This is a genomic window from Rhodovulum sp. (assembly GCF_011048875.1).
Classification (GTDB): Bacteria; Pseudomonadota; Alphaproteobacteria; order Rhodobacterales; family Rhodobacteraceae; genus Rhodovulum; species Rhodovulum tesquicola.
Genome location: NZ_DSDD01000291.1, coordinates 1 through 18,131, shown reverse-complemented (window position 1 = coordinate 18,131; position 18,131 = coordinate 1). Strand labels below are relative to the sequence as shown.

At 70.2% G+C, this 18,131-nt stretch carries 16 protein-coding genes and 1 pseudogene; 11 read left to right on the top strand and 6 right to left on the bottom strand.

What is annotated here, in order from left to right; genetic code table 11:
- Together ENN83_RS10215 and ENN83_RS10210 are read left to right on the top strand one after the other, a co-directional pair.
- Positions 1-425, top strand: a pseudogene (locus tag ENN83_RS10215) (primosomal protein N'); the annotation flags it as partial.
- A gap of 102 nt (positions 426-527) precedes the next feature.
- Positions 528-2,363: an SLC13 family permease gene (locus ENN83_RS10210; protein ID WP_287186629.1), complete on the top strand. Its 1,836-nt coding sequence runs from the start codon at positions 528-530 to the stop codon at positions 2,361-2,363.
- 3 nt (positions 2,364-2,366) lie between these two features.
- Here ENN83_RS10210 and ENN83_RS10205 read toward each other — a convergent pair whose 3' ends face one another.
- Positions 2,367-3,686, bottom strand: coding sequence for an aspartate aminotransferase family protein (locus tag ENN83_RS10205; RefSeq protein ID WP_287186627.1), 1,320 nt, complete (start codon positions 3,684-3,686; stop codon positions 2,367-2,369).
- A 123-nt stretch (positions 3,687-3,809) separates the two neighbouring features.
- Here ENN83_RS10205 and ENN83_RS10200 point away from each other — a divergent pair, with 123 nt between their 5' ends.
- The 4 genes from ENN83_RS10200 (at position 3,810) to ENN83_RS10185 (ending at position 8,865) form a co-directional block, all read left to right on the top strand.
- Positions 3,810-4,682, top strand: a complete 873-nt coding sequence (locus tag ENN83_RS10200) for a MurR/RpiR family transcriptional regulator (RefSeq protein WP_287186625.1) — start codon at positions 3,810-3,812, stop codon at positions 4,680-4,682.
- Between the two features lie 46 nt (positions 4,683-4,728).
- Positions 4,729-5,697: a TAXI family TRAP transporter solute-binding subunit gene (locus tag ENN83_RS10195; protein ID WP_287186623.1), complete on the top strand. Its 969-nt coding sequence runs from the start codon at positions 4,729-4,731 to the stop codon at positions 5,695-5,697.
- A 121-nt stretch (positions 5,698-5,818) separates the two neighbouring features.
- Positions 5,819-8,428 carry a TRAP transporter permease gene (locus ENN83_RS10190; RefSeq protein ID WP_287186622.1) on the top strand — a complete coding sequence of 870 codons (2,610 nt, stop codon included), beginning with the start codon at positions 5,819-5,821 and terminating at the stop codon, positions 8,426-8,428.
- Positions 8,425-8,865: a universal stress protein gene (locus tag ENN83_RS10185; RefSeq protein WP_287186620.1), complete on the top strand. Its 441-nt coding sequence runs from the start codon at positions 8,425-8,427 to the stop codon at positions 8,863-8,865. The genes ENN83_RS10190 and ENN83_RS10185 overlap by 4 nt, the downstream gene beginning before the upstream one ends.
- An 8-nt stretch (positions 8,866-8,873) precedes the next feature.
- On the opposite strand, the gene dacB is transcribed toward ENN83_RS10185, so the two are convergent.
- From dacB to ENN83_RS10170, 3 genes are all read right to left on the bottom strand, one after another.
- Positions 8,874-10,364 carry a D-alanyl-D-alanine carboxypeptidase/D-alanyl-D-alanine endopeptidase gene (gene dacB / locus ENN83_RS10180; protein ID WP_287186617.1) on the bottom strand — a complete coding sequence of 497 codons (1,491 nt, stop codon included), beginning with the start codon at positions 10,362-10,364 and terminating at the stop codon, positions 8,874-8,876.
- A 55-nt stretch (positions 10,365-10,419) separates the two neighbouring features.
- Entirely contained in the window at positions 10,420-11,028 is a 609-nt protein-coding gene (locus ENN83_RS10175) for a nicotinate-nucleotide adenylyltransferase (protein WP_287186615.1), read from the bottom strand.
- A 98-nt stretch (positions 11,029-11,126) separates the two neighbouring features.
- Positions 11,127-11,369, bottom strand: coding sequence for an accessory factor UbiK family protein (locus tag ENN83_RS10170; protein ID WP_287186612.1), 243 nt, complete (start codon positions 11,367-11,369; stop codon positions 11,127-11,129).
- A 97-nt stretch (positions 11,370-11,466) separates the two neighbouring features.
- Here ENN83_RS10170 and lgt point away from each other — a divergent pair, with 97 nt between their 5' ends.
- The 3 genes from lgt to pgeF are packed head-to-tail and all read left to right on the top strand — an operon-like array spanning position 11,467 to position 14,173.
- Positions 11,467-12,354, top strand: a complete 888-nt coding sequence (gene lgt, locus ENN83_RS10165) for a prolipoprotein diacylglyceryl transferase (protein ID WP_287186609.1) — start codon at positions 11,467-11,469, stop codon at positions 12,352-12,354.
- Positions 12,351-13,421 carry a class I SAM-dependent methyltransferase gene (locus tag ENN83_RS10160; protein ID WP_287186606.1) on the top strand — a complete coding sequence of 357 codons (1,071 nt, stop codon included), beginning with the start codon at positions 12,351-12,353 and terminating at the stop codon, positions 13,419-13,421. Before lgt ends, ENN83_RS10160 begins: the two co-directional genes overlap by 4 nt.
- Positions 13,418-14,173, top strand: coding sequence for a peptidoglycan editing factor PgeF (pgeF, locus tag ENN83_RS10155; protein ID WP_287186603.1), 756 nt, complete (start codon positions 13,418-13,420; stop codon positions 14,171-14,173). The genes ENN83_RS10160 and pgeF overlap by 4 nt, the downstream gene beginning before the upstream one ends.
- A 69-nt stretch (positions 14,174-14,242) precedes the next feature.
- Here the strand turns inward: pgeF and ENN83_RS10150 are convergent, their stop codons facing one another.
- A complete protein-coding gene (locus tag ENN83_RS10150) occupies positions 14,243-14,947 on the bottom strand; it encodes an HAD family hydrolase (RefSeq protein WP_287186601.1) in 705 nt (234 codons plus the stop codon).
- 72 nt (positions 14,948-15,019) lie between these two features.
- Positions 15,020-15,295: a DUF3572 domain-containing protein gene (locus ENN83_RS10145; protein WP_287186598.1), complete on the bottom strand. Its 276-nt coding sequence runs from the start codon at positions 15,293-15,295 to the stop codon at positions 15,020-15,022.
- Positions 15,296-15,410: 115 nt separating this feature from the next.
- On the opposite strand from ENN83_RS10145, the gene ENN83_RS10140 reads away from it, so the two are divergent.
- Positions 15,411-16,811 (top strand): diguanylate cyclase, encoded by a 1,401-nt coding sequence (locus tag ENN83_RS10140; protein WP_287186596.1) that lies wholly within the window; start codon positions 15,411-15,413, stop codon positions 16,809-16,811.
- Between the two features lie 111 nt (positions 16,812-16,922).
- The coding region (locus ENN83_RS10135) for a DUF4153 domain-containing protein (protein WP_287186595.1) at positions 16,923-18,131 on the top strand (1,209 nt) is incomplete at its 3' end.

Here is an 18,131-nt window from a genome sequence, read left to right as displayed (position 1 = left end):
GGGGCGAGCAGGGCGTGGCGCTGTTGCAGACCTTTCAGCCCGAGCATCCGGTGATCCGCGCGATCCTGACCGGCGACGAGGAGGGGTTCTGGCGGGCCGAGGCGGCCGAGCGGCGCGCGGCGGGGATGCCGCCCTATGGGCGGCTGGCGGGGATCATCCTTTCGGCACCCGAGGCGCGGGCAGCCTTCGATCTGGGCACCCATCTGGCGCGCAACGATGCGGCGCTGCGCCGGATCGGCGCGCAGATTTACGGCCCCGCGCCCGCACCGATCGCGCGGATCCGCGGCCGCCATCGGGTGCGGCTGCTGGTCAAGGCGGCCAAGGGCGCGCCCCTTCAGGCGGCGATCCGCGACTGGCTGGCCCCCGTGAAGCTGCCCGCGCAGGTGCGGCTGGTGGTCGATATCGACCCGCAGAGCTTTTTCTGAGGGCGTGCCCCGGGCGCGCGGTTGATGCGGGCGGGTGCAAGGCGGTAGACAGCGCCTGAGCCTGCCCGGCCAGCGGTGCGGGACGGGCAGGCGGGGGCGGCGATGACGGGCGAACTGGTGATGATCCTGGGGCTGCTGGTGGTGGCGCTGGTGCTGTTCGCGCTGGGAAGGCCGCGGATGGATGCGGTCGCGCTGATGCTGGTGGCGGTGCTGCCCTTTACCGGCGTCGTGTCGGTGCCCGAGGCGCTGTCGGGCTTTTCCGACCCTTCCGTGATCCTGATTGCCGCGCTGTTCGTGATCGGCGATGCGCTGGTGCGCACGGGGGTCGCGCAATGGATCGGCGACCGGATGGTGCGGGCCGCGGGCGGGCGCGAGACGCGGTTGATCGCCTTTCTGATGCTGGCCGCGGCCGGGCTGAGCGCGGTGATGAGTTCCACCGGCGTCGTCGCGATCTTCGTGCCCATCGTGCTGCGTATCGCGCGTGCGGCGCGGGTGGCGGTGGGGCGGCTGATGATGCCCCTGTCGATGGCGGCGCTGATCAGCGGGATGCTGACGCTGGTCGCCACGCCGCCCAACATGGTCGTGAACGCCGCGCTGGTGCGCGAGGGGCATGAGGGATTCGGGTTCTTCGCCTTTACCCCGTTCGGATTGCCGATTCTGGTTCTGGCGATCCTTTACATGCTGGCGGTGCGGGGCTGGCTGACGAGGGGGGAGGACGCGCCGCCGCCGCGCCGTCTGCGGATGCGGGATCTGGCGGCGAGCTATGCCCCGGACGGGCGGCTGGCGCGGTTGCAGGTCGGCGCGGGCTCGGTGCTGGCGGGGCAGAGCCTGGATGCGCTGGACCTGCCCGCGCGGGCCGGGATCACGGTGGTCGCGATCGAGCGGCGCGGGCGGCTGGGCGCCGAACTGGTCGAGCCGGTGGCGGCAACCCGGCTGCAGGCGCAGGACATCCTGTGGCTGGGCGTGGTCGGCGAAGGGTTCGACGCGGCGGCGTTTGCCGCGGGCAACGGGCTGAACCTGCTGCCGCTGAGGGGGCGGGATCTGGCGCGGCCGGGGCGGGAATACGGGCTGGTCGAAGCGATGGTGCCGCCCGGGTCGGCCTTTGCCGGTCGTTCGCCTGCCGCGGCACGGATGCGCGAGGTGCTGGGGGTGTCGGTGATCGCGGTTCGGCGCGGGCAGGAGGTGCTGCCCGGTCCCGCCCCGGACAATGCGCTGCGCGAGGGGGACACTCTGCTGCTGGCCGGGCCGTGGCGGGTGATCCGTCCGCTGGCCGGGCAGCGGCGCGATCTGGTGCTGCTGGACCTGCCCGAGGAGGCGGAGGAATTCGTGCCCGAGCGGCGCCGCGCGCCGATTGCGGTGGCCGTTCTGCTGGGCGTGGTGGCGGCGATGGCGACGGGGGTGGTGCCGAATGCGCAGGCCGCGTTGCTGGGCTGTCTGGCGCTGGGGCTGTTCGGGGTGATGGACACGCGGTCGGGCTATCGGGCGATCAGCTGGCAGACGCTGGTGCTGATCGCCGGAATGATGCCCTTTGCGCTGGCCTTGCAGCGCACGGGCGGGGTCGATCTGGTGGCCAATGCGGCGCTTGAGCTGATCGGGCCGGGCGAGCCGCGGCTGCTGCTGGCGGCGCTGTTCATCGCGACGACGACATTGAGCCTGTTCATCTCGAACACGGCGACGGCGGTGTTGATGGCGCCCGTCGCGCTGGCGATTGCGCAGGGGCTGGGCGCCTCGCCCTATCCGTTCGCGATGTGCGTGGCGCTGGCGGCCTCGACTGCGTTCATGACGCCGGTCTCTTCGCCGGTGAACCTGCTGGTGCTGGCGCCGGGGGGATACCGGTTCATGGATTTCGTACGGATCGGCACGCCGTTCACCCTGGTCACGCTGGTCGTGTCGGTGACGCTGTTGCCGATCCTGCTGCCGCTGGGGATCGCGCCCTGAGGCCTAGAGGCTTTGCGCCAGCGCGGTGCCCAACTTGGTCACGATCTCGTCGATATGGGTGTCTTCCAGGATGAAGGGCGGTGCCAGGAGCACATGGTCGCCCTGCCGCCCGTCGATCGTGCCGCCCATCGGGTAGCAGATCAGCCCGGCCTCGAAGGCGGCGGCCTTGAGGCGGGCGTGCAGCTTGCGGGCGGGGTCGAAGGGCTGTTTCGTCTCGCGATCCGCGACGATTTCGAGCCCGAGGAACAGGCCCCGGCCGCGGATGTCGCCGATATGGGGGTGCTGGCCGAAGGCGTCCTTGAGTGCGGTGCGCAGGCGGGCGCCCATGGTCCGGGCGCGGGCAACCAGACCGTCATCGGTCAGCCGCCCCAGCACCGCCAGCGCGGCGGCGGCGGCGACCGGGTGGCCCATATAGGTGTGGCCGTGCTGGAAGAAGCCGGAGCCTTCGGCGATGGCGTCATGGATCGCGGCGGTGCACAGCATCGCGCCGACCGGCTGATAGCCCGCGCCCAGCCCCTTGGCGATGGTCAGGATGTCGGGGGCGATACCGTCCTGGGTGCAGGCGAACAGCGTGCCGGTGCGGCCCATGCCGCACATCACCTCGTCCAGGATCAACAACACGCCGTAAGTATTGCAAATCGCTCGGATTCGGCGGAAATAGCCCTCGACGGCGGGCACCGCGCCCAGCGTGGCGCCGACGACGGGTTCGGCAACGAAGGCCAGCACGGTTTCGGGGCCGAGGCGGAGGATCTCGGCCTCCAGCTCGTTGGCGACGCGCTGGCCGTAGTCGAATGCGCCTTCGTCCTCGGCCTGGCCGCGATAGGCGTAGCAGGGCGCGATATGGGTGGTCTCGATCATCAGGGGCGCAAAGGGTTCGCGCCGCCACATGTTGCCGCCGGTGGCCAGCGCGCCCAGCGTGTTGCCGTGATAGCTTTGCCGTCTTGCGATGACCCGGTGGCGGGCGGGCTGGCCGGTTTCCAGCGCGTATTGGCGGGCGAGTTTCAGCGCGGCCTCGACCGCCTCGGACCCGCCGGAGACGAGATAGACCCGGTCCAGCCCCTCGGGCGCGTGCGCGATCAGCGCGTCGGCCAGCCGCTCGGCGGGGTCGGAGGTGAAGAAGCCGGTATGGGCAAAGGCCACGCGGTCGAGTTGCGCCCTGATCGCCGCGGTCACCGCCGCATCGGAATGGCCAAGGCAGGACACCGCCGCTCCGCCGGATCCGTCGAGATAGCGTTTGCCAGTCGTATCAACGAGATAGACGTCGTCGCCGTGGTCGATGACGGGCAGGCGGGCGCGGGAGTTGCGGGGGAAGATGTGGGACATGGGGGCTTTCGGACGCGAGTCGCGGGGAATGGTTCACCGCAAAAGTGAAACAGACGTTTCAGGAATTGACAACGCGCAAAACGGTTGAAACGTTATGTTTCAGCGAATCTGACAGGGGTGCGGATGCCGGACGGTCCATCCATCGAGGACAAGATCGCCGCGGAATACGGCAGGCTCAGCGCCAAGCTGCGCGATGCCGCCGATTACGTCGCGGGGCACCCGGTGGATGTGGCGACGCGCTCGCTGCGCGCGATTTCGGCCTCGTCGGGTCTGGCGCCGGCGACGTTCTCGCGGCTGGCACGCGCGCTGGGCTTTGCCAGCTACGAGGAGATGCGGGAGCTGTCCCGCAACGCGGTCGGGCGGCGCTATGTCAGTTTCTCCGAGCGGGTGCGCCGCTTGCAGGCCGATGCTGGGGCGGGCGAGCGGCCGCCCTTCCTGATGCGGCAGGCCAGCGCCTGCGCGTCGAATATCGAGGCGATGACCCGGCTGATCGACCCCGACAGGCTGGAAGCGACGGTCGAGCGGCTGCATGGCGCGCGCCAGGTGGTGCTGTTCGGCGCGCTTGGCTCGACCGGGATCGTCGAATACATGGCCTATATGGGCAATTACCTTGCCGCGAACTGGCGGCTGGCGGGACGGATGGGGGCGTCGCTGGCAAGTGCGATGGCCGACCTGACGGCGGCCGATGCGCTGGTCGTGCTGACCAAGCCGCCCTATGCGCGGCGGTCGATCCTGGCCGCCGGGATGGGGCACGAGCGCGGGGCCTATGTGGTGGTCATCACCGATACCCATGCCTGCCCGGCGTTGAAATGGGCCGATCAGGGTTTCATCCTGCCCTCGGAAAGCCCACATTTCTTTTCGTCCTATGCCGCAAGCCTGGTGCTGGCCGAGACCATCATCGGGATGATGGCGGCCCGGGCGGGGCCAAAGGCCAAGGCCCGGATCGAAGAGGTGGAAGAGCGCGGTCACAGCCTGGACGAACTCTGGAGCGCGTGAGCGAAGACCAAGAAGCAAACCAAATCCAACGAAGGGAGTATCCTTGATGCTTGCAAAGCTGAAACTGACCGCGGCTGCCGCCGCGCTGAGCGCGATGGCCGCCCCCGTGGCCGCCGAGGAATTCATCACCATCGGCACCGGCGGCGTGACCGGCGTCTATTACCCCGCGGGCGGCGCGATCTGCCGTCTGGTCAACAAGGACCGGCGCGAGCATGGCATCCGCTGTTCTGTCGAATCCACGGGCGGGTCGGTCTACAACCTCAAGACCCTGCGCGCGGGCGAGCTGGAATTCGGCGTGGTGCAGTCGGACTGGCAGTTCCATTCCTACAATGGCAGCTCCGAGAATTTCGAGGCTGACGGCCCGTTCGAGGGGCTGCGCGCGGTCTTTGCGCTGCATCCCGAGCCGTTCACCGTGGTCGCCCGTGCCGATGCCGGGATCGCGAATTTCGAGGATCTCAAGGGCAAGCGGGTGAATGTCGGCAATCCCGGCTCCGGCCAGCGCGGCACGATGGAAGTGGTGATGGAGGCGCTGGGCTGGACCAGTGCCGATTTCGCCCTGGCCGCCGAGCTGCGCCCCGCGGAACAGAGCCAGGCGCTGTGCGACAACCAGATCGACGCGATGGTCTACACGGTCGGCCACCCCTCGGGCTCGATCCAGGAGGCGACGACGGCCTGCGACTCGGTTCTGGTCAATGTTGCGGGCGAGGCGATCGGGACGCTGATCGAGGAGCGCCCCTATTATCGTCACGCCACGATCCCGGGCGGGATGTATCGCGGCACCGACGCGGATGTGCAGACCTTCGGGGTGGGCGCGACCTTCGTGACCTCGGCCGATGTGTCCGAGGAGGCGGTCTATGTGCTGGTCAAGGCGGTGTTCGAGAATTTCGAGGAATTCACCAGCCTGCACCCGGCCTTTGCCGATCTGAAGCCCGAGGAAATGATCGCCGACGGCCTGAGCGCACCGCTGCATGACGGGGCGGCGCGCTATTACCGCGAAAAGGGCTGGATCGAGTAAACGGTTCTGCCATGATCGACGGGCCGGGGCGCGGATATGCCCCGGCCCCCAAGGCGCGGCAACAGCGCCGGTGAACGACATGCCGCGGCCCGCCCGCGGCCCAGCCGGGAGACGGAATGCCATGGCGAGAACCGGTGGCGGCGGCCGCGCGCTCAGCGAAGAGGAATTGCAACAGCTTGTCGCGGCCTCGGATTCGGGGGCGCGAAACCCGGCGGGCGTGGTGGGGCTGTTCCTGGCGGCGGTGGCGCTGTGCTGGTCGCTGTTCCAGGTGGTGCTGGCCTCGCCGATGGCGAATGTCCTGCTGCCCAGCGACATCATCAACAATTCGCGCCAGATCCACCTGTCCTTCGCGATGTTCCTGGCGTTCTGCGCCTATCCCGCGCTGAAATCGAGCCCGCGGCGCAGCATCCCCGTCCAGGACTGGATCCTCGCGGGTGCGGGGGCGTTCGTCGCGCTTTACGGGGTGTTCTTCTACGACAAGATCGTGCGCTCGGGCGGGTTGGCGGACGATACCGACAAATGGGTCGCGCTGGCGGGCCTCGTGCTGCTGTTCGAGGCGGCGCGCCGGGCGCTGGGCCCCGCGATGGCGGCGATCGCGACGATCTTCCTGCTATATGTCTTCTTCGGGTCAGGCAGTTGGGTGCCCGACGTGATCCAGTGGAAGGGCGCGAGCCTGCAGAAGGCGATGAGCCATATGTGGATCACGGCCGAGGGGGTGTTCGGCATCGCGCTGGGGGTATCGACGCGCTTTGTCTTCCTGTTCGTGCTGTTCGGCGCGCTCCTGGACAAGGCGGGGGCGGGCAATTACTTCATCAAGATGGCGTTTGGCGCGCTGGGGCATCTGCGGGGCGGCCCGGCCAAGGCGGCGGTTGTGGGCTCGGCGGCGACCGGGCTGATCTCGGGCTCGTCGATTGCCAATGTGGTGACCACCGGCACCTTCACGATCCCCTTGATGAAGCGGGTGGGCTTCACGCCCGAGCGGGCCGGCGCGGTCGAGGTGGCCAGTTCGGTCAATGGCCAGATCATGCCGCCCGTGATGGGGGCGGCGGCCTTCCTGATGGTGGAATATGTGGGGATCTCCTATGTCGAGGTCATCACCCATGCCTTCCTGCCCGCGATGATCTCGTATATCGCGCTGGTCTATATCGTCCATCTGGAGGCGGTGAAGCGGAACATGCCCGCGCTGGGCGACCGGGTGGTGTCGCTGGGGCGCACGGTGGGCGGCATGTTCGCCTTCTTCGCGGGCTTCGCGGCGCTGTGCTACCTGGTGCAATATCCCGTGGGCTGGGTCGTGGCGCTGGTGCCCGAGGGGGCGGGCTGGGTGCTGGCGGGGCTGGTATTTGTCGCCTATGTCGGGCTGCTGGCGCTGGCCGCGACCGTGCCCGACCTGGAGCCCGACGATCCCGATTCCGAGGATCTGCGGCTGCCGGTGGTGTCCGAGATCTACAAGAGCGGGCTGTATTTCCTGCTGCCGATCGTCGTGCTGGTCTATTTCCTGATGATCGAGCAGAAATCGCCCGGCCTGTCGGCCTTCTGGGCGACGATGCTGCTGTTCGCGATCCTGGTCACGCAGCGCCCGCTGAAGGCGCTGTTCCGCGGCGGGCGCGAAACGGGGCCTGCGGCGATTGCGGGCTTTCGCGACCTGATCGGCGGGCTGATCGCGGGGGCGCGCAACATGATCGGCATCGCGCTGGCCACCGCCACGGCGGGGGTGATCGTGGGCACCGTCACGCTGACCGGGATCGGGCAGGTGATGGCCGACCTGGTCGAGTTCGTCTCGGGCGGCAACCTGATCCTGATGCTGGTCTTCGTGGCGATCCTGTCGCTGATCCTGGGGATGGGGCTGCCGACCACGGCGAATTACATCGTCGTCTCCTCGCTGATGGCGGGGGTGGTGGTGCAGCTTGGCGCGCAATCGGGGCTGATCGTGCCGCTGATCGCGGTGCATCTGTTTGTGTTCTATTTCGGGATCATGGCCGATGTGACACCACCTGTGGGGCTGGCCAGCTTTGCCGCCGCCGCGGTGTCGGGGGGGGATGCGATCCGCACCGGCTTCACCGCCTTCTTCTATTCGCTGCGCACGGTGGCGTTGCCCTTCGTATTCATCTTCAACACGGATCTGTTGCTGATCGACGTGACATGGACACAGGGGATACTGGTGTTCATCGTGGCGACCGTGGCGATCCTGATCTTCACGGCCGGGACGATGGGCTGGTTCATCACCCGCAACCGTCTGTATGAAAGCGTTGCGCTGATCGTGATTGCCTTTGCCCTGTTCCGGCCGGATTTCTTCGTCAACCGGCTGCAACCGCCCTTTGCCGACCTGCCGCCTGCGCAGCTGGAACAGGTGCTGGACGAGGCCGCGCCGGGCGACGAGATCCGGTTGCGCGTGCGGGGGCCGGATTTCAACACCTTCGCCCCGCGCGAGACCAGCCTTGTCGTGACGGTCGGCGACGCGGCGGGGGGGGCTGCGCGGTTGGCGGCGACGGGCCTGATGCCCGAGGAGCGCGACGGCCGGGCGGTGCTGGACGAGCCGATGTTCGGCACGCCCTATGCCGAGGCGCTGCGCGCCTTCGACTTCTATGGCGGCGAGCCGGTCGAGATCGCAGCGCTGCGCGTGCCGCAGGCGCAACCGCCCAAGGAACTGATCTACCTGCCGACCCTGCTGCTGCTTGGCCTCGTGGCCTGGGCGCAACTGGGCCGGGCCCGTCGCGAGGAGGTTTCCGCATGACTGCTTCTGTCCTGTGTGCGATCGATATCAGCCAGCCCGACACCGATCTGTGCGTGCTGCGCGTGGCCGAGCGGCTGGCCCGGCTGGACGATGCAAGGCTGGATGTCATCACCGTCGTTCCCGATTTCGGGATGAGCGTGGTGGGCCAGTATTTCGACAAGGAATTCCACGAGCGCGCCGTGGCCAAGGCGCGCAAGCTGCTGGACGAGTTCGTGATCGGGGCCATCGGGGCCGAGGCCAACAAGGCCGTCCGCCATATCGTGGCGACCGGCAAGGTCTATGAGGAGATCCTGCATGCCGCGCGCGAGGCGGGATCCGATCTGATCGTGATCGGGGCGCACAAACCAGATCTGCGCGACTATCTGCTGGGTCCGAACGCGGCCCGCGTCGTGCGCCATTCCGATTGCTCGGTCTATGTGGTGCGCCAGCCCTGCTGAACGGCGGCTCAGACGTAGAGCGTGGCCCAGCGGCCCAGCATGTCGGTCTGAAGCCGTCTGGCGCGGGTCAGCCAGCTCCGCCCGCCCTTGGGGCGTTCGAGTTCCTGCGGGCCGAGGCGGGCGCGGCGCGCGGTGTCGGCGGTGAAGATCGCGAAGGCAAGCTCGCGCCCGCCGGGGCTGGTGACATAGCCAGCCAGTGCCGAGACGAAGTTCAGCGTGCCGGTCTTGGCCTGGATCGAGACGGCGGCCTTGCGCGGGCGGCCCCGGGCATCGCGCAGCTCTACCGGCTTCATCAGCGCCTTGAGCCGCGCCTCGGGCGCGACGGCGGTCAGCACGCGCACCATCTGGGCCGCCGAGAGGCGCGAGGCGTCGCCAAGGCCCGAATGATCGACGAAATGCGGGCCATGCGTGCCGGTGCGCGCCGCCAGCCAGGTCGCCATCGCCTGTCCCGACTCGGCCAGCGAGGCGGGCTGTCCGCCGCGGGCCAGCGTCGAGGCCAGGCCCAGCGCCTCGGCGGTGACATTGGTGGAATGGGTCATCATGCCCTGAAGGATGGCCGAGAGCGGCGCGCTCAGATGTTCGGCCAGCAGGTTGGCCCCGGCCGGGGGGACGCCCGGTTCGGGGCGGGCCAGCGCGATGCCCGCGCCGCGGGCCAGGGTGTGGAACACCTCGGCGCAGTAGAGCGCGGGCTGGCGCACCGGCAGCCAGCGCGCGCCGCCATTGCCCAGCGCGCCGCGCGCCACCGACCATTCGTCCACGCCGCCCTTGGAGGAATAGGTATAGACGGGGGCGGCGCGGTCCACGATCTGCATCCGCGCGACGCCGACCGGGGGCGCATAGCGGCGCGCGCGGGCATCGAGCGTGACGCTGTAACCGCCGCCCTGCCGGGTCCATTCGAAATGGACGCGGTTGAAATTGAGGTTCAGCCCCGAGATCGCCGGGTTGTAGCCGACATGGGGCGGCTGGGCCGGGTCGATCGCGGGGAATTGCGGCAGCGCGCCCTCGTGATAGAGGAAGCGGCCCGCGACTTCGGTCAGCCCGCGTGCGCGCAGGGCATCGACCAGATCGCCCAGCATGTCGGTGTCCAGCACCGGATCGCCGCTGCCCGAAAGGATCAGGTCGCCCGCGAGCCGCCCGTTCGCAAGCGGGCCGGTGGCGAAGATGCGGGTGGCGAAGCGGTGCGACGGTCCCAGCGTGTCGAGCGCGTAGATCGCGGTCACCGCCTTGGCGACCGAGGCGGGGGGCAGCGCGAGATCGGGGCTGATCGCCTCGAGCAGCTCGCCCGTCGCGGTGTCGGCCAGCGCGATGCCTACCTGCGCCTCGCCCAGACCGGCGCGGGCGACGATCTGCGCGGCCTCGGCGGCGCGGCGCGCGGCTTCGGGCCGGGCCAGCGGGCGCGGGCTGCGGTCAAGCTGGGTGGCAAACACGGGGCCTGCGGCGCCGGCCAGCAGCCCGGCCAGCACCCAGCGCCGCGACAGGGGCGTGCGGGCGAATGTCATGGCGGAGAGTGAACCAAATCCGCCGCATCCCGGCAAGTCCGCAGATCGGGGGAGGTCAGGGGCTGCGCTGCCACTGGCCGCGGGCGCGGATCTGCGAGGACGAGATGTCGATCTTGGGCAGGCTGAGATAGCACCAGGCAGGCGGGTGGCGCGTGGCGAGGCTGTGGGCCCGTTCCGCGGGCAGGCGGTGGCGGGCATAGATCAGCGCGGCCCTCGACTGGCGGTTCGCCAGCCCCTGGCCGGGCCGGGCCAGAACGCCGACCGGCACGCTGTCGAGGATGGAGCGCCAGTTTTCCCAGCGGTGAAAGCCCAGCAGGTTGTCCGCCCCCATCAGCCAGACGAAGCGCGTGCCGGGATAGAGCGCCCTGAGGCGGGCCAGCGTCTGGGCGGTGTAGCGGGTGCCGATCCGGGCCTCGATACCGGTGATCGTCACGCGCGGGTGGTCCATCACACGGCGCGCGGCGGCGATGCGGCGCTCCATCGGCGCGGGGCCTTCGGGTTTCAGCGGGTTGCCGGGGCTGACAAGCCACCAGACCGCGTCCAGTCCGAAGCGTTTCAGCGCCTGCCGGGTGATATGGGCGTGGCCCTCATGGGCGGGGTCGAACGACCCGCCCAGAAGCCCGATGCGCTGGCCGGGGATCGCATGGGGCAGGCCCGCCCTCATCGCCGGTCACCGACGCGCGGCCAAGGGGCAGGCGCGGCCTGCGGCCGGTCCCGGAAGATGGTCATGGGCAAGGCGTTGTCCTGCGCGCGGCGGGGCCGTCAGCGGCCCGCTTCCAGCGCCTCGATCCGGGCCTTCAGCGCCTCGTTCTCCTCGCGGGCCTTCTGGGCCATGGCGCGCACCGCGTCGAATTCCTCGCGCGTGACGAAATCGCGATCCGCGAGCCAGCGGTCGATCATGCTGCGGAACGCGGTTTCGGCCTCGTCCCTGGCGCCCTGGGCCACGCCCATGGCGTTGGTCATCAGCTTCGACATGTCGTCGAGAAACTTGTTGCTGGTCTGCATCTGCGCCCCCTGGCGTTTACGTTTGCCCCCTATATGACCCGCGGACGGGGCAAGCTCAAGGTTGACTTCGCCCGCGCAAGGGCCAATGAGGCGGGGCATGCTGGGTGTTCTGAATTTTCCCGAGATCGGCAACGAAATCTTCTCGGTCTCGCTGTTCGGACTGGAATTCGCGCTGCGCTGGTATGCGCTGGCCTATATCGCGGGTCTGCTGATCGGCTGGCGGATCGTGGTCGCGGCCATGCGCCGCCCGGCGCTGTGGCCCGAGGGCCGCGCGCCGATGCACCCCGAGCAGGTGGACGAGTTGCTGACCTGGATCATCCTGGGCGTGGTCCTGGGCGGGCGGCTGGGCTTCGTGCTGTTCTACCAGCCGGGCCATTACCTCGCCAATCCGCTGGAGATCCCGATGGTCTGGCAGGGCGGCATGGCGTTCCATGGCGGGCTGGCCGGGGTCTGTATCGCGCTGGTGCTGTTCGCGCGACGCCATGGCGTGCCGCTTCTGTCGGCGGCCGATGCGCTGGCGCTGGCGACGCCGGTGGGGCTGTTCTTCGGGCGGATCGCGAATTTCATCAATGCCGAGCTGTGGGGGCGGCCCTCCGACCTGCCCTGGGCGGTGGTGTTTCCGGGCTATCTTGCGCAGGACTGCCCGGGCTGGGACATGATGCCCTGTGCGCGCCATCCCTCGCAGCTTTACGAGGCGGGGCTGGAGGGGCTGTTGCTGGGGCTGGTGCTGGTCTGGCTGGTCCGGGCGCGCGGGGCGCTGCGGCGGCCGGGCGCGGTGGCGGGGGTGTTCTTCCTGGGCTACGGGCTGGCGCGCATCTTCGTCGAGCTGTTCCGCGAGGCCGATCCGCAATTCATCACGCCCGACAACCCGCTGGGCCATGTCGTGCATCTGGGCGGGGCGGGGTTGAGCATGGGCCAGCTTCTGTCGCTGCCGATGGTGGCGCTGGGGCTTGTCTTCCTGCTGCTCTCGCGCAGGCGCGCGTGACGGCGCTGGCGGCAGAACTGGCCCGCAGGATCGCGTCTGCCGGTCCGATCAGCGTGGCCGAGTTCATGACGGACTGCCTGATGCATCCCGGGCACGGCTATTATGCGACGCGCGATCCGTTCGGGGCGGCGGGCGATTTCACCACCGCGCCCGAGATCAGCCAGATGTTCGGCGAGCTGCTGGGCCTGTGGCTGGCGCAGGCATGGCTGGACCGCGGGTCGCCCGCGCCCTTCACGCTGGCCGAGCTTGGCCCGGGGCGGGGCACGCTGATGGCGGACGCGCTGCGCGCTGCGCGCGCGGTGCCGGGGTTTCTGGACGCGGCGCGGGTGCATCTGGTCGAGTCCTCCCCGGTGTTGCGCGCCCGCCAGCGCGAGGTGCTGGCAGGCCATGCGGTGACCTGGGCCGAAAGCGTGGACGCGCTGCCCGAGGCGCCGCTGTTCCTGGTCGCCAACGAGTTCTTCGACGCGCTGCCGATCCGCCAGTTCCGGCGCGACGCGGAGGGCTGGTGCGAGCGGCAGGTGGGGCTGGTGGGGGGCGCGCTGGGATTCGGGCTGACCGCGGCCATGCCCCTGCCCGCGCTGGCGCATCGGCTGGCCGACACGCGGCCGGGCGATATCGTGGAGACCTGCGCGCCGGGCGAGGCGATCGTCGCGGCGGTGGCGGACCGCATCGCGGCCCATGGCGGCGCGGCGCTGATCGTGGATTATGGCGGCTGGCGCTCGCTGGGCGACACCTTGCAGGCGGTGCGCGCCCATCGCCCGGAGCCGGTGCTGGCCCATCCGGGCGACGCCGATCTGACCGCCCATGTCGATTTCGAGGCGCTGTCGCGGGCCGCCCTTGCCGCGGGGGTGGCGGTGGCGCCGCCGACGCCGCAGGGGGTGTTCCTGGAACGGCTGGGGATCGCGGCGCGGGCCGGGATGCTGGCGCGCAACCTGACGGGGGTGGCGCGCGATGCGCATATTGCCGCATATCGCCGCTTGACCCATCCGCAGGAAATGGGAACGCTCTTCCAGGCGATCGCGCTGACAGGACGGGGCAGTCCGGCCCCACCGGGATTTGATCCATGACGCTGGAGATACTCACCTCCGACATGCTTTCCCCCTTGCGGCACGGGTTCTTTACCCGGCGGGGCGGGGCGTCGTCGGGTGTGTTTCAGGGGCTGAATTGCGGCGGGGGCTCGTCGGACCTGTCGGAAGTGGTGGCGATCAACCGCGCCCGGGTGGCGGGGGCGCTGGGCGTGGCGGCCGATCACCTGGTCACGGTGCACCAGGTGCATTCGGCCGATGTGGCGGTGATCGAGGGGCCGCTGGCCGAGCGCGCGCAGGCCGATGCCATCGTGACCGCGACCCCGGGTCTGGCGCTGGCGGTGCTGACGGCCGATTGCCAGCCGGTGCTGTTCGCCGACCGCGAGGCCGGGGTGATCGGTGCCGCCCATGCGGGCTGGCGCGGGGCGCTGGACGGGGTGCTGGAGGCGACGCTGATCGCGATGGAGCGGCTGGGCGCGCGCCGGGCCGACATGGTGGCGGTGATCGGGCCGACGATCAGCCAGCGCGCCTATGAGGTGGGGCCCGAGTTCCTGGATGCGTTCATGGCCGATGATCCGGGCAATACGCGGTTCTTCGCGCAGGGTGCGGGCGACCGGATGCTGTTCGACCTGCCGGCCTTCGGCCTGGCGCGGTTGCGCCGGGCGGGGATCGGCCAGGCGATCTGGACGCGCCATTGCACCTATTCCGATGCCGAGCGGTTCTTTTCCTATCGCCGCTCGGTCCATTCGGGCGAGGCCGATTACGGGCGGCTGATCTCGGCGATCCGGCTGTAGACCCGGCTCCGGCGCGCGGGTGGCACGCGCGGCATGGGTATTTTCGCCAAGAAGAAACAGGATTCGGCGCTAGCGGGCGGCGATGCGGTCGAGCAGCGCGGGCAGGTGGCCGATATCGGGCAGCACGGCATCGGCGAGGTCGGCCAGCTCCGCGGCGGCGGCGGTGCCGGTCAGGACGCCGACCGTGCCCATGCCGGCGGCGCGGCCAGCGATCAGGTCGCGTCGGCTGTCGCCGACCATCAGCACCTCGGCCGGGCGGCGGCCGGTGGCGGCGGCGAAGGCGAGCAGCTGGCCCGGTCCGGGCTTGGCGCCATGGCCGCTGTCATAGCCTGCGACGAAGCACAGCCGGTCGGCGATTCCGGCCGCTTCGAGGTGGCGCCGGGTCGGGGTTTCGGCGTCGTTGGTCGCCACGCCCAGCGCGAGGCCGCGCCCGGCGAGCCGGTCGAGAAGGGGGGCGAGCGGCACCGCGGGGCGCATCCGGGCGCGGGCGGCCAGGCTGTTCAGCAGATCGACGAGATGCGCCGGGTCGGTGGCGGGCAGGTGCGGCAGGAGGCGCAGGGCGACCTCTTCGACGGTGGCGGCGATGGCGATGCTGTCGGCGCGAAAGCGCCGCGCGTCCGGATCGAATCCCACCGCGCGGGCGAGGGCGGCGTGGCGGGCGCCGTCGCCCGCGGCCAGCCGGTCGAGCATCTCCGCCGCCCAATCGCCCCAGGAGGCGTGGAAATCGAACAGCGTTCCGTCCTTGTCGAAGAGAATCGCGGTGATCGGGCCCATGGTCCTGCGCTGTCCTGTGCCGTGGCTTGCCGTGGTGATGCCGCGTCAGCGGCGTTGATGCAACAGGCCCGCTCAGGTCCAGTGCGGGTCGGCGCCGCCGGGCAGGGCGGCGCGCGCCTGCATCAGCGCGGCGCCCGGCAGGTCATGGGCCTGGCAGAAGGCCAGCACCCAGGCATCGTCCATCAGCAGGAAATCCAGCACCGAGGCGAGGAATTCGGGGTCGTCGGCGCGGTTTCGCAGGTCGTTTTCGGTCGCGCCGGTGGCGCCGAGGAAGACCGCCAGAAGCGAGTCCTGTCCGGCGAGCCATGCCAGCGCGTTGAGCGCCAGCGTTTCGGCGGATTTCCGCATCGTGAAACGTTGCCCCTGGGGTCGTTAAAGGGTTTGTTAACACTTCCTGCCCAAGACTGAACCCCGAAAATGTCGGTAAAAAGTTTCGGATATTTCAGGCAGAGGAGCGGCGCCGATGTCCCGGCGGATCCTGATAGTCGACGACGTGGCCACCAACCGCATCGTGATGAAGGTGCGGTTGAGCGAGGCGCATTACGATGTGCTTCAGGCCCGCGACGGCGCCTCGGCCCTGTTGGCGGCGCGGCGCGACCGGCCCGACCTGATCCTGATGGACATGGCATTGCCCGACATGGAGGCGACGGAGCTGTGCCGCAGGCTGAAGGCGCATCCCGAGACCGCCTCGATCCCGTTGATCGTGGTGACGGCGGCGCGCGCGGCCGAGGTCAAGATGCGCGCGCTGGAAGCGGGCGCGGACGAGTTCCTGTCGAAGCCGCTGGACGAGATGATCCTGCTGGCGCGCGTGCGCAACCTTTTGCGCGCCCGCGAGACCGCCGAGGAACTGGCGCTGCGCAACGGCACCCATCGCGCGCTGGGCTTTGCCGAGGCGCCCGAGGGCTTTGCCCCGCCGGGCCGGGTGGCGCTGATCGCGGCCGATTCGCGCACCGGGCTGACCTGGCGGGCGGGGCTGGCGCCGCTGCTGTCGGAAACGCTGGCCACGATCACCCGGGCCGAGGCGCTGGATTCGCAGGCGGATCATCCGGTGGCTGATGTCGTCGTGGTCGATTCGCGGCTTGCCCCCGAGGGGGCGGGGCTGCGGCTGGTGTCCGAACTGCGCGCGCATGCCGCGACGCGCCATGCCGCGGTGATGGTCGTGGTGCCCGAGGCGGCGCGCGAGACCGCGGCGATGGCGCTGGATCTGGGCGCGAACGACCTGATCGTGGCGCCGGTCGATGCGCAGGAACTGGCGATCCGGATCCGTAGCCAGCTGCGCCGCAAGCAGCAGGCCGACCGGCTGCGGGCGACGGTCGAGGACGGGTTGCGGCTGGCGGTGACCGATCCGCTGACCGGGCTGTTCAACCGCCGCTATGCGCTGCCGCATCTGGGCCGGATCGTCGAGCGTGCGGCCGAGACCGGGCGCGGTTACGCGGTGATGCTGCTCGATCTGGACCGGTTCAAGCTGGTCAATGACCAGCATGGCCATGCCGCGGGCGATGCGGTTCTGGTCGAGGTGGCGCGCCGGTTGAAGGACAACCTGCGCCCGGTCGACCTGGTGGCGCGGATCGGCGGCGAGGAATTCATGGTGGCGCTGCCCGAGACCGGGTTCGAGCAGGCCTGCGCCACCGCCGAGCGGCTGCGCACCGCGGTGCAGGCGCGGCCGGTGGACCTTGCCGGCGAGCCGGGTGCCATCGGCGTGACGATCAGCATCGGCGTGGCCTTTGGCGGCGAGCGTCCGCCCGAGGAAGACGGCAGCCCCGAGGGCGAGGTCAATGCCCTGATGGCGCAGGCCGACCGCGCGCTTTATGCCGCCAAGGCGTCGGGCCGCAACACCGTCGAGATCTGCCGCTCTGCCGCCTGAGGGCGCTGTCCCGGCCTGATGGCCCCGGCCTGATTGCGCCGCCGCCACTGGCCGGCACGGCGGGCGGGCGCTATGGTCCGCCGGGGCAGTCATGGCAGGGCGGAGGCGGCGATGGACGGGGTGCGGGCGGCGCTTGTGTCGGGGCGGGTCAGGCTGGGCCTGCTGGGCCTGATGGCCGGGTTGTCGGCCTGGCTGCTGGTGGATGTGCTGCCCGACCGGATGGCCGGGCTGCCGCGGCTGCATCTGTTCGTCACCAGCCTGGGGGCTGCCTTCTTTCCCGCCGCGCTGGCGCTGAGCGGCCCCTTGCCGCCGCGCCGCGCGCTGGTGGCGGCGGGGCTGCTGGCGCTGCCGCTGGCGGGGCTGATGGCCTGGGCCAGCCTGCGTTTCGACGATGTGGCGGGGTTTCTGGCCACGGGCCATCCCTGGATCGGTCTTGCGTTGCTGCTGGGGCTGGCGCTGCCCTTCCTGATCGCGGGGCTGGGGCCGGGGCGGCGGCCGACCGACTACGCGGTGCTGTTCACGCAGTCCTGGATGATCGTCGTCCGGTTCGCGGCGGCCTGGCTGTTCGTGGGCCTGGTCTGGGGCGTGCTGTTTTTGTCGAACGCGCTGCTGGGGCTGGTGGGGATCGACGTGATCGAGCGGCTGATGAACCGCGCCGAGATGCCCTATCTGCTGAGCGGGCTTATGCTGGGGCTGGCGCTGGCGGTGGTGGACGAGCTGTCGGAATACGTCTCGCCCGAGCTGGTGCTGCAAATGCTGCGGCTGCTCTTGCCGGTGGTGCTGGTGGTGGTGGCGGTGTTCCTGGCGGCGCTGCCGTTCCGGGGCTTGTCGAACCTGTTCGGCGATTTCTCGGCGGCGGCGATCCTGCTGGCGATGGCCTTCGGGTCGGCGACGCTGGTGTCCTCGGGGCTGGATGCCAGCGACGAGCGGTGGGCGCCGGGGGGGCTGACCTGGTGGTGCTGCCGACTCCTGGCGCTGGTGCTGCCCGTGCTGGCGGCGCTGGCGGGGGTGGCGGTGTGGCTGCGGGTCGCGCAATACGGCCTGACGCCGGACCGGGTCGTGGCCGGGGCGATGGCGGCGCTGGCGCTGGGCTATGGGCTGGCCTATGCCGGGTCGGTTCTGGCCGGTCCGGGCTGGGGCGCGCGGATCCGGCGGGCCAATGTCGGCATGGCGCTGGTGGCGATGGCGGTGGTCGCGGGGTTCTTCACGCCCGCGCTCGATCCGCAGCGGATGGCGGTGGCCCATCAGATCGCCCGGTTCGAGAGCGGCCGGGTCGGGGCCGAGGCGCTGGACCTGTGGGCGATCGGGCGGGAATGGGGC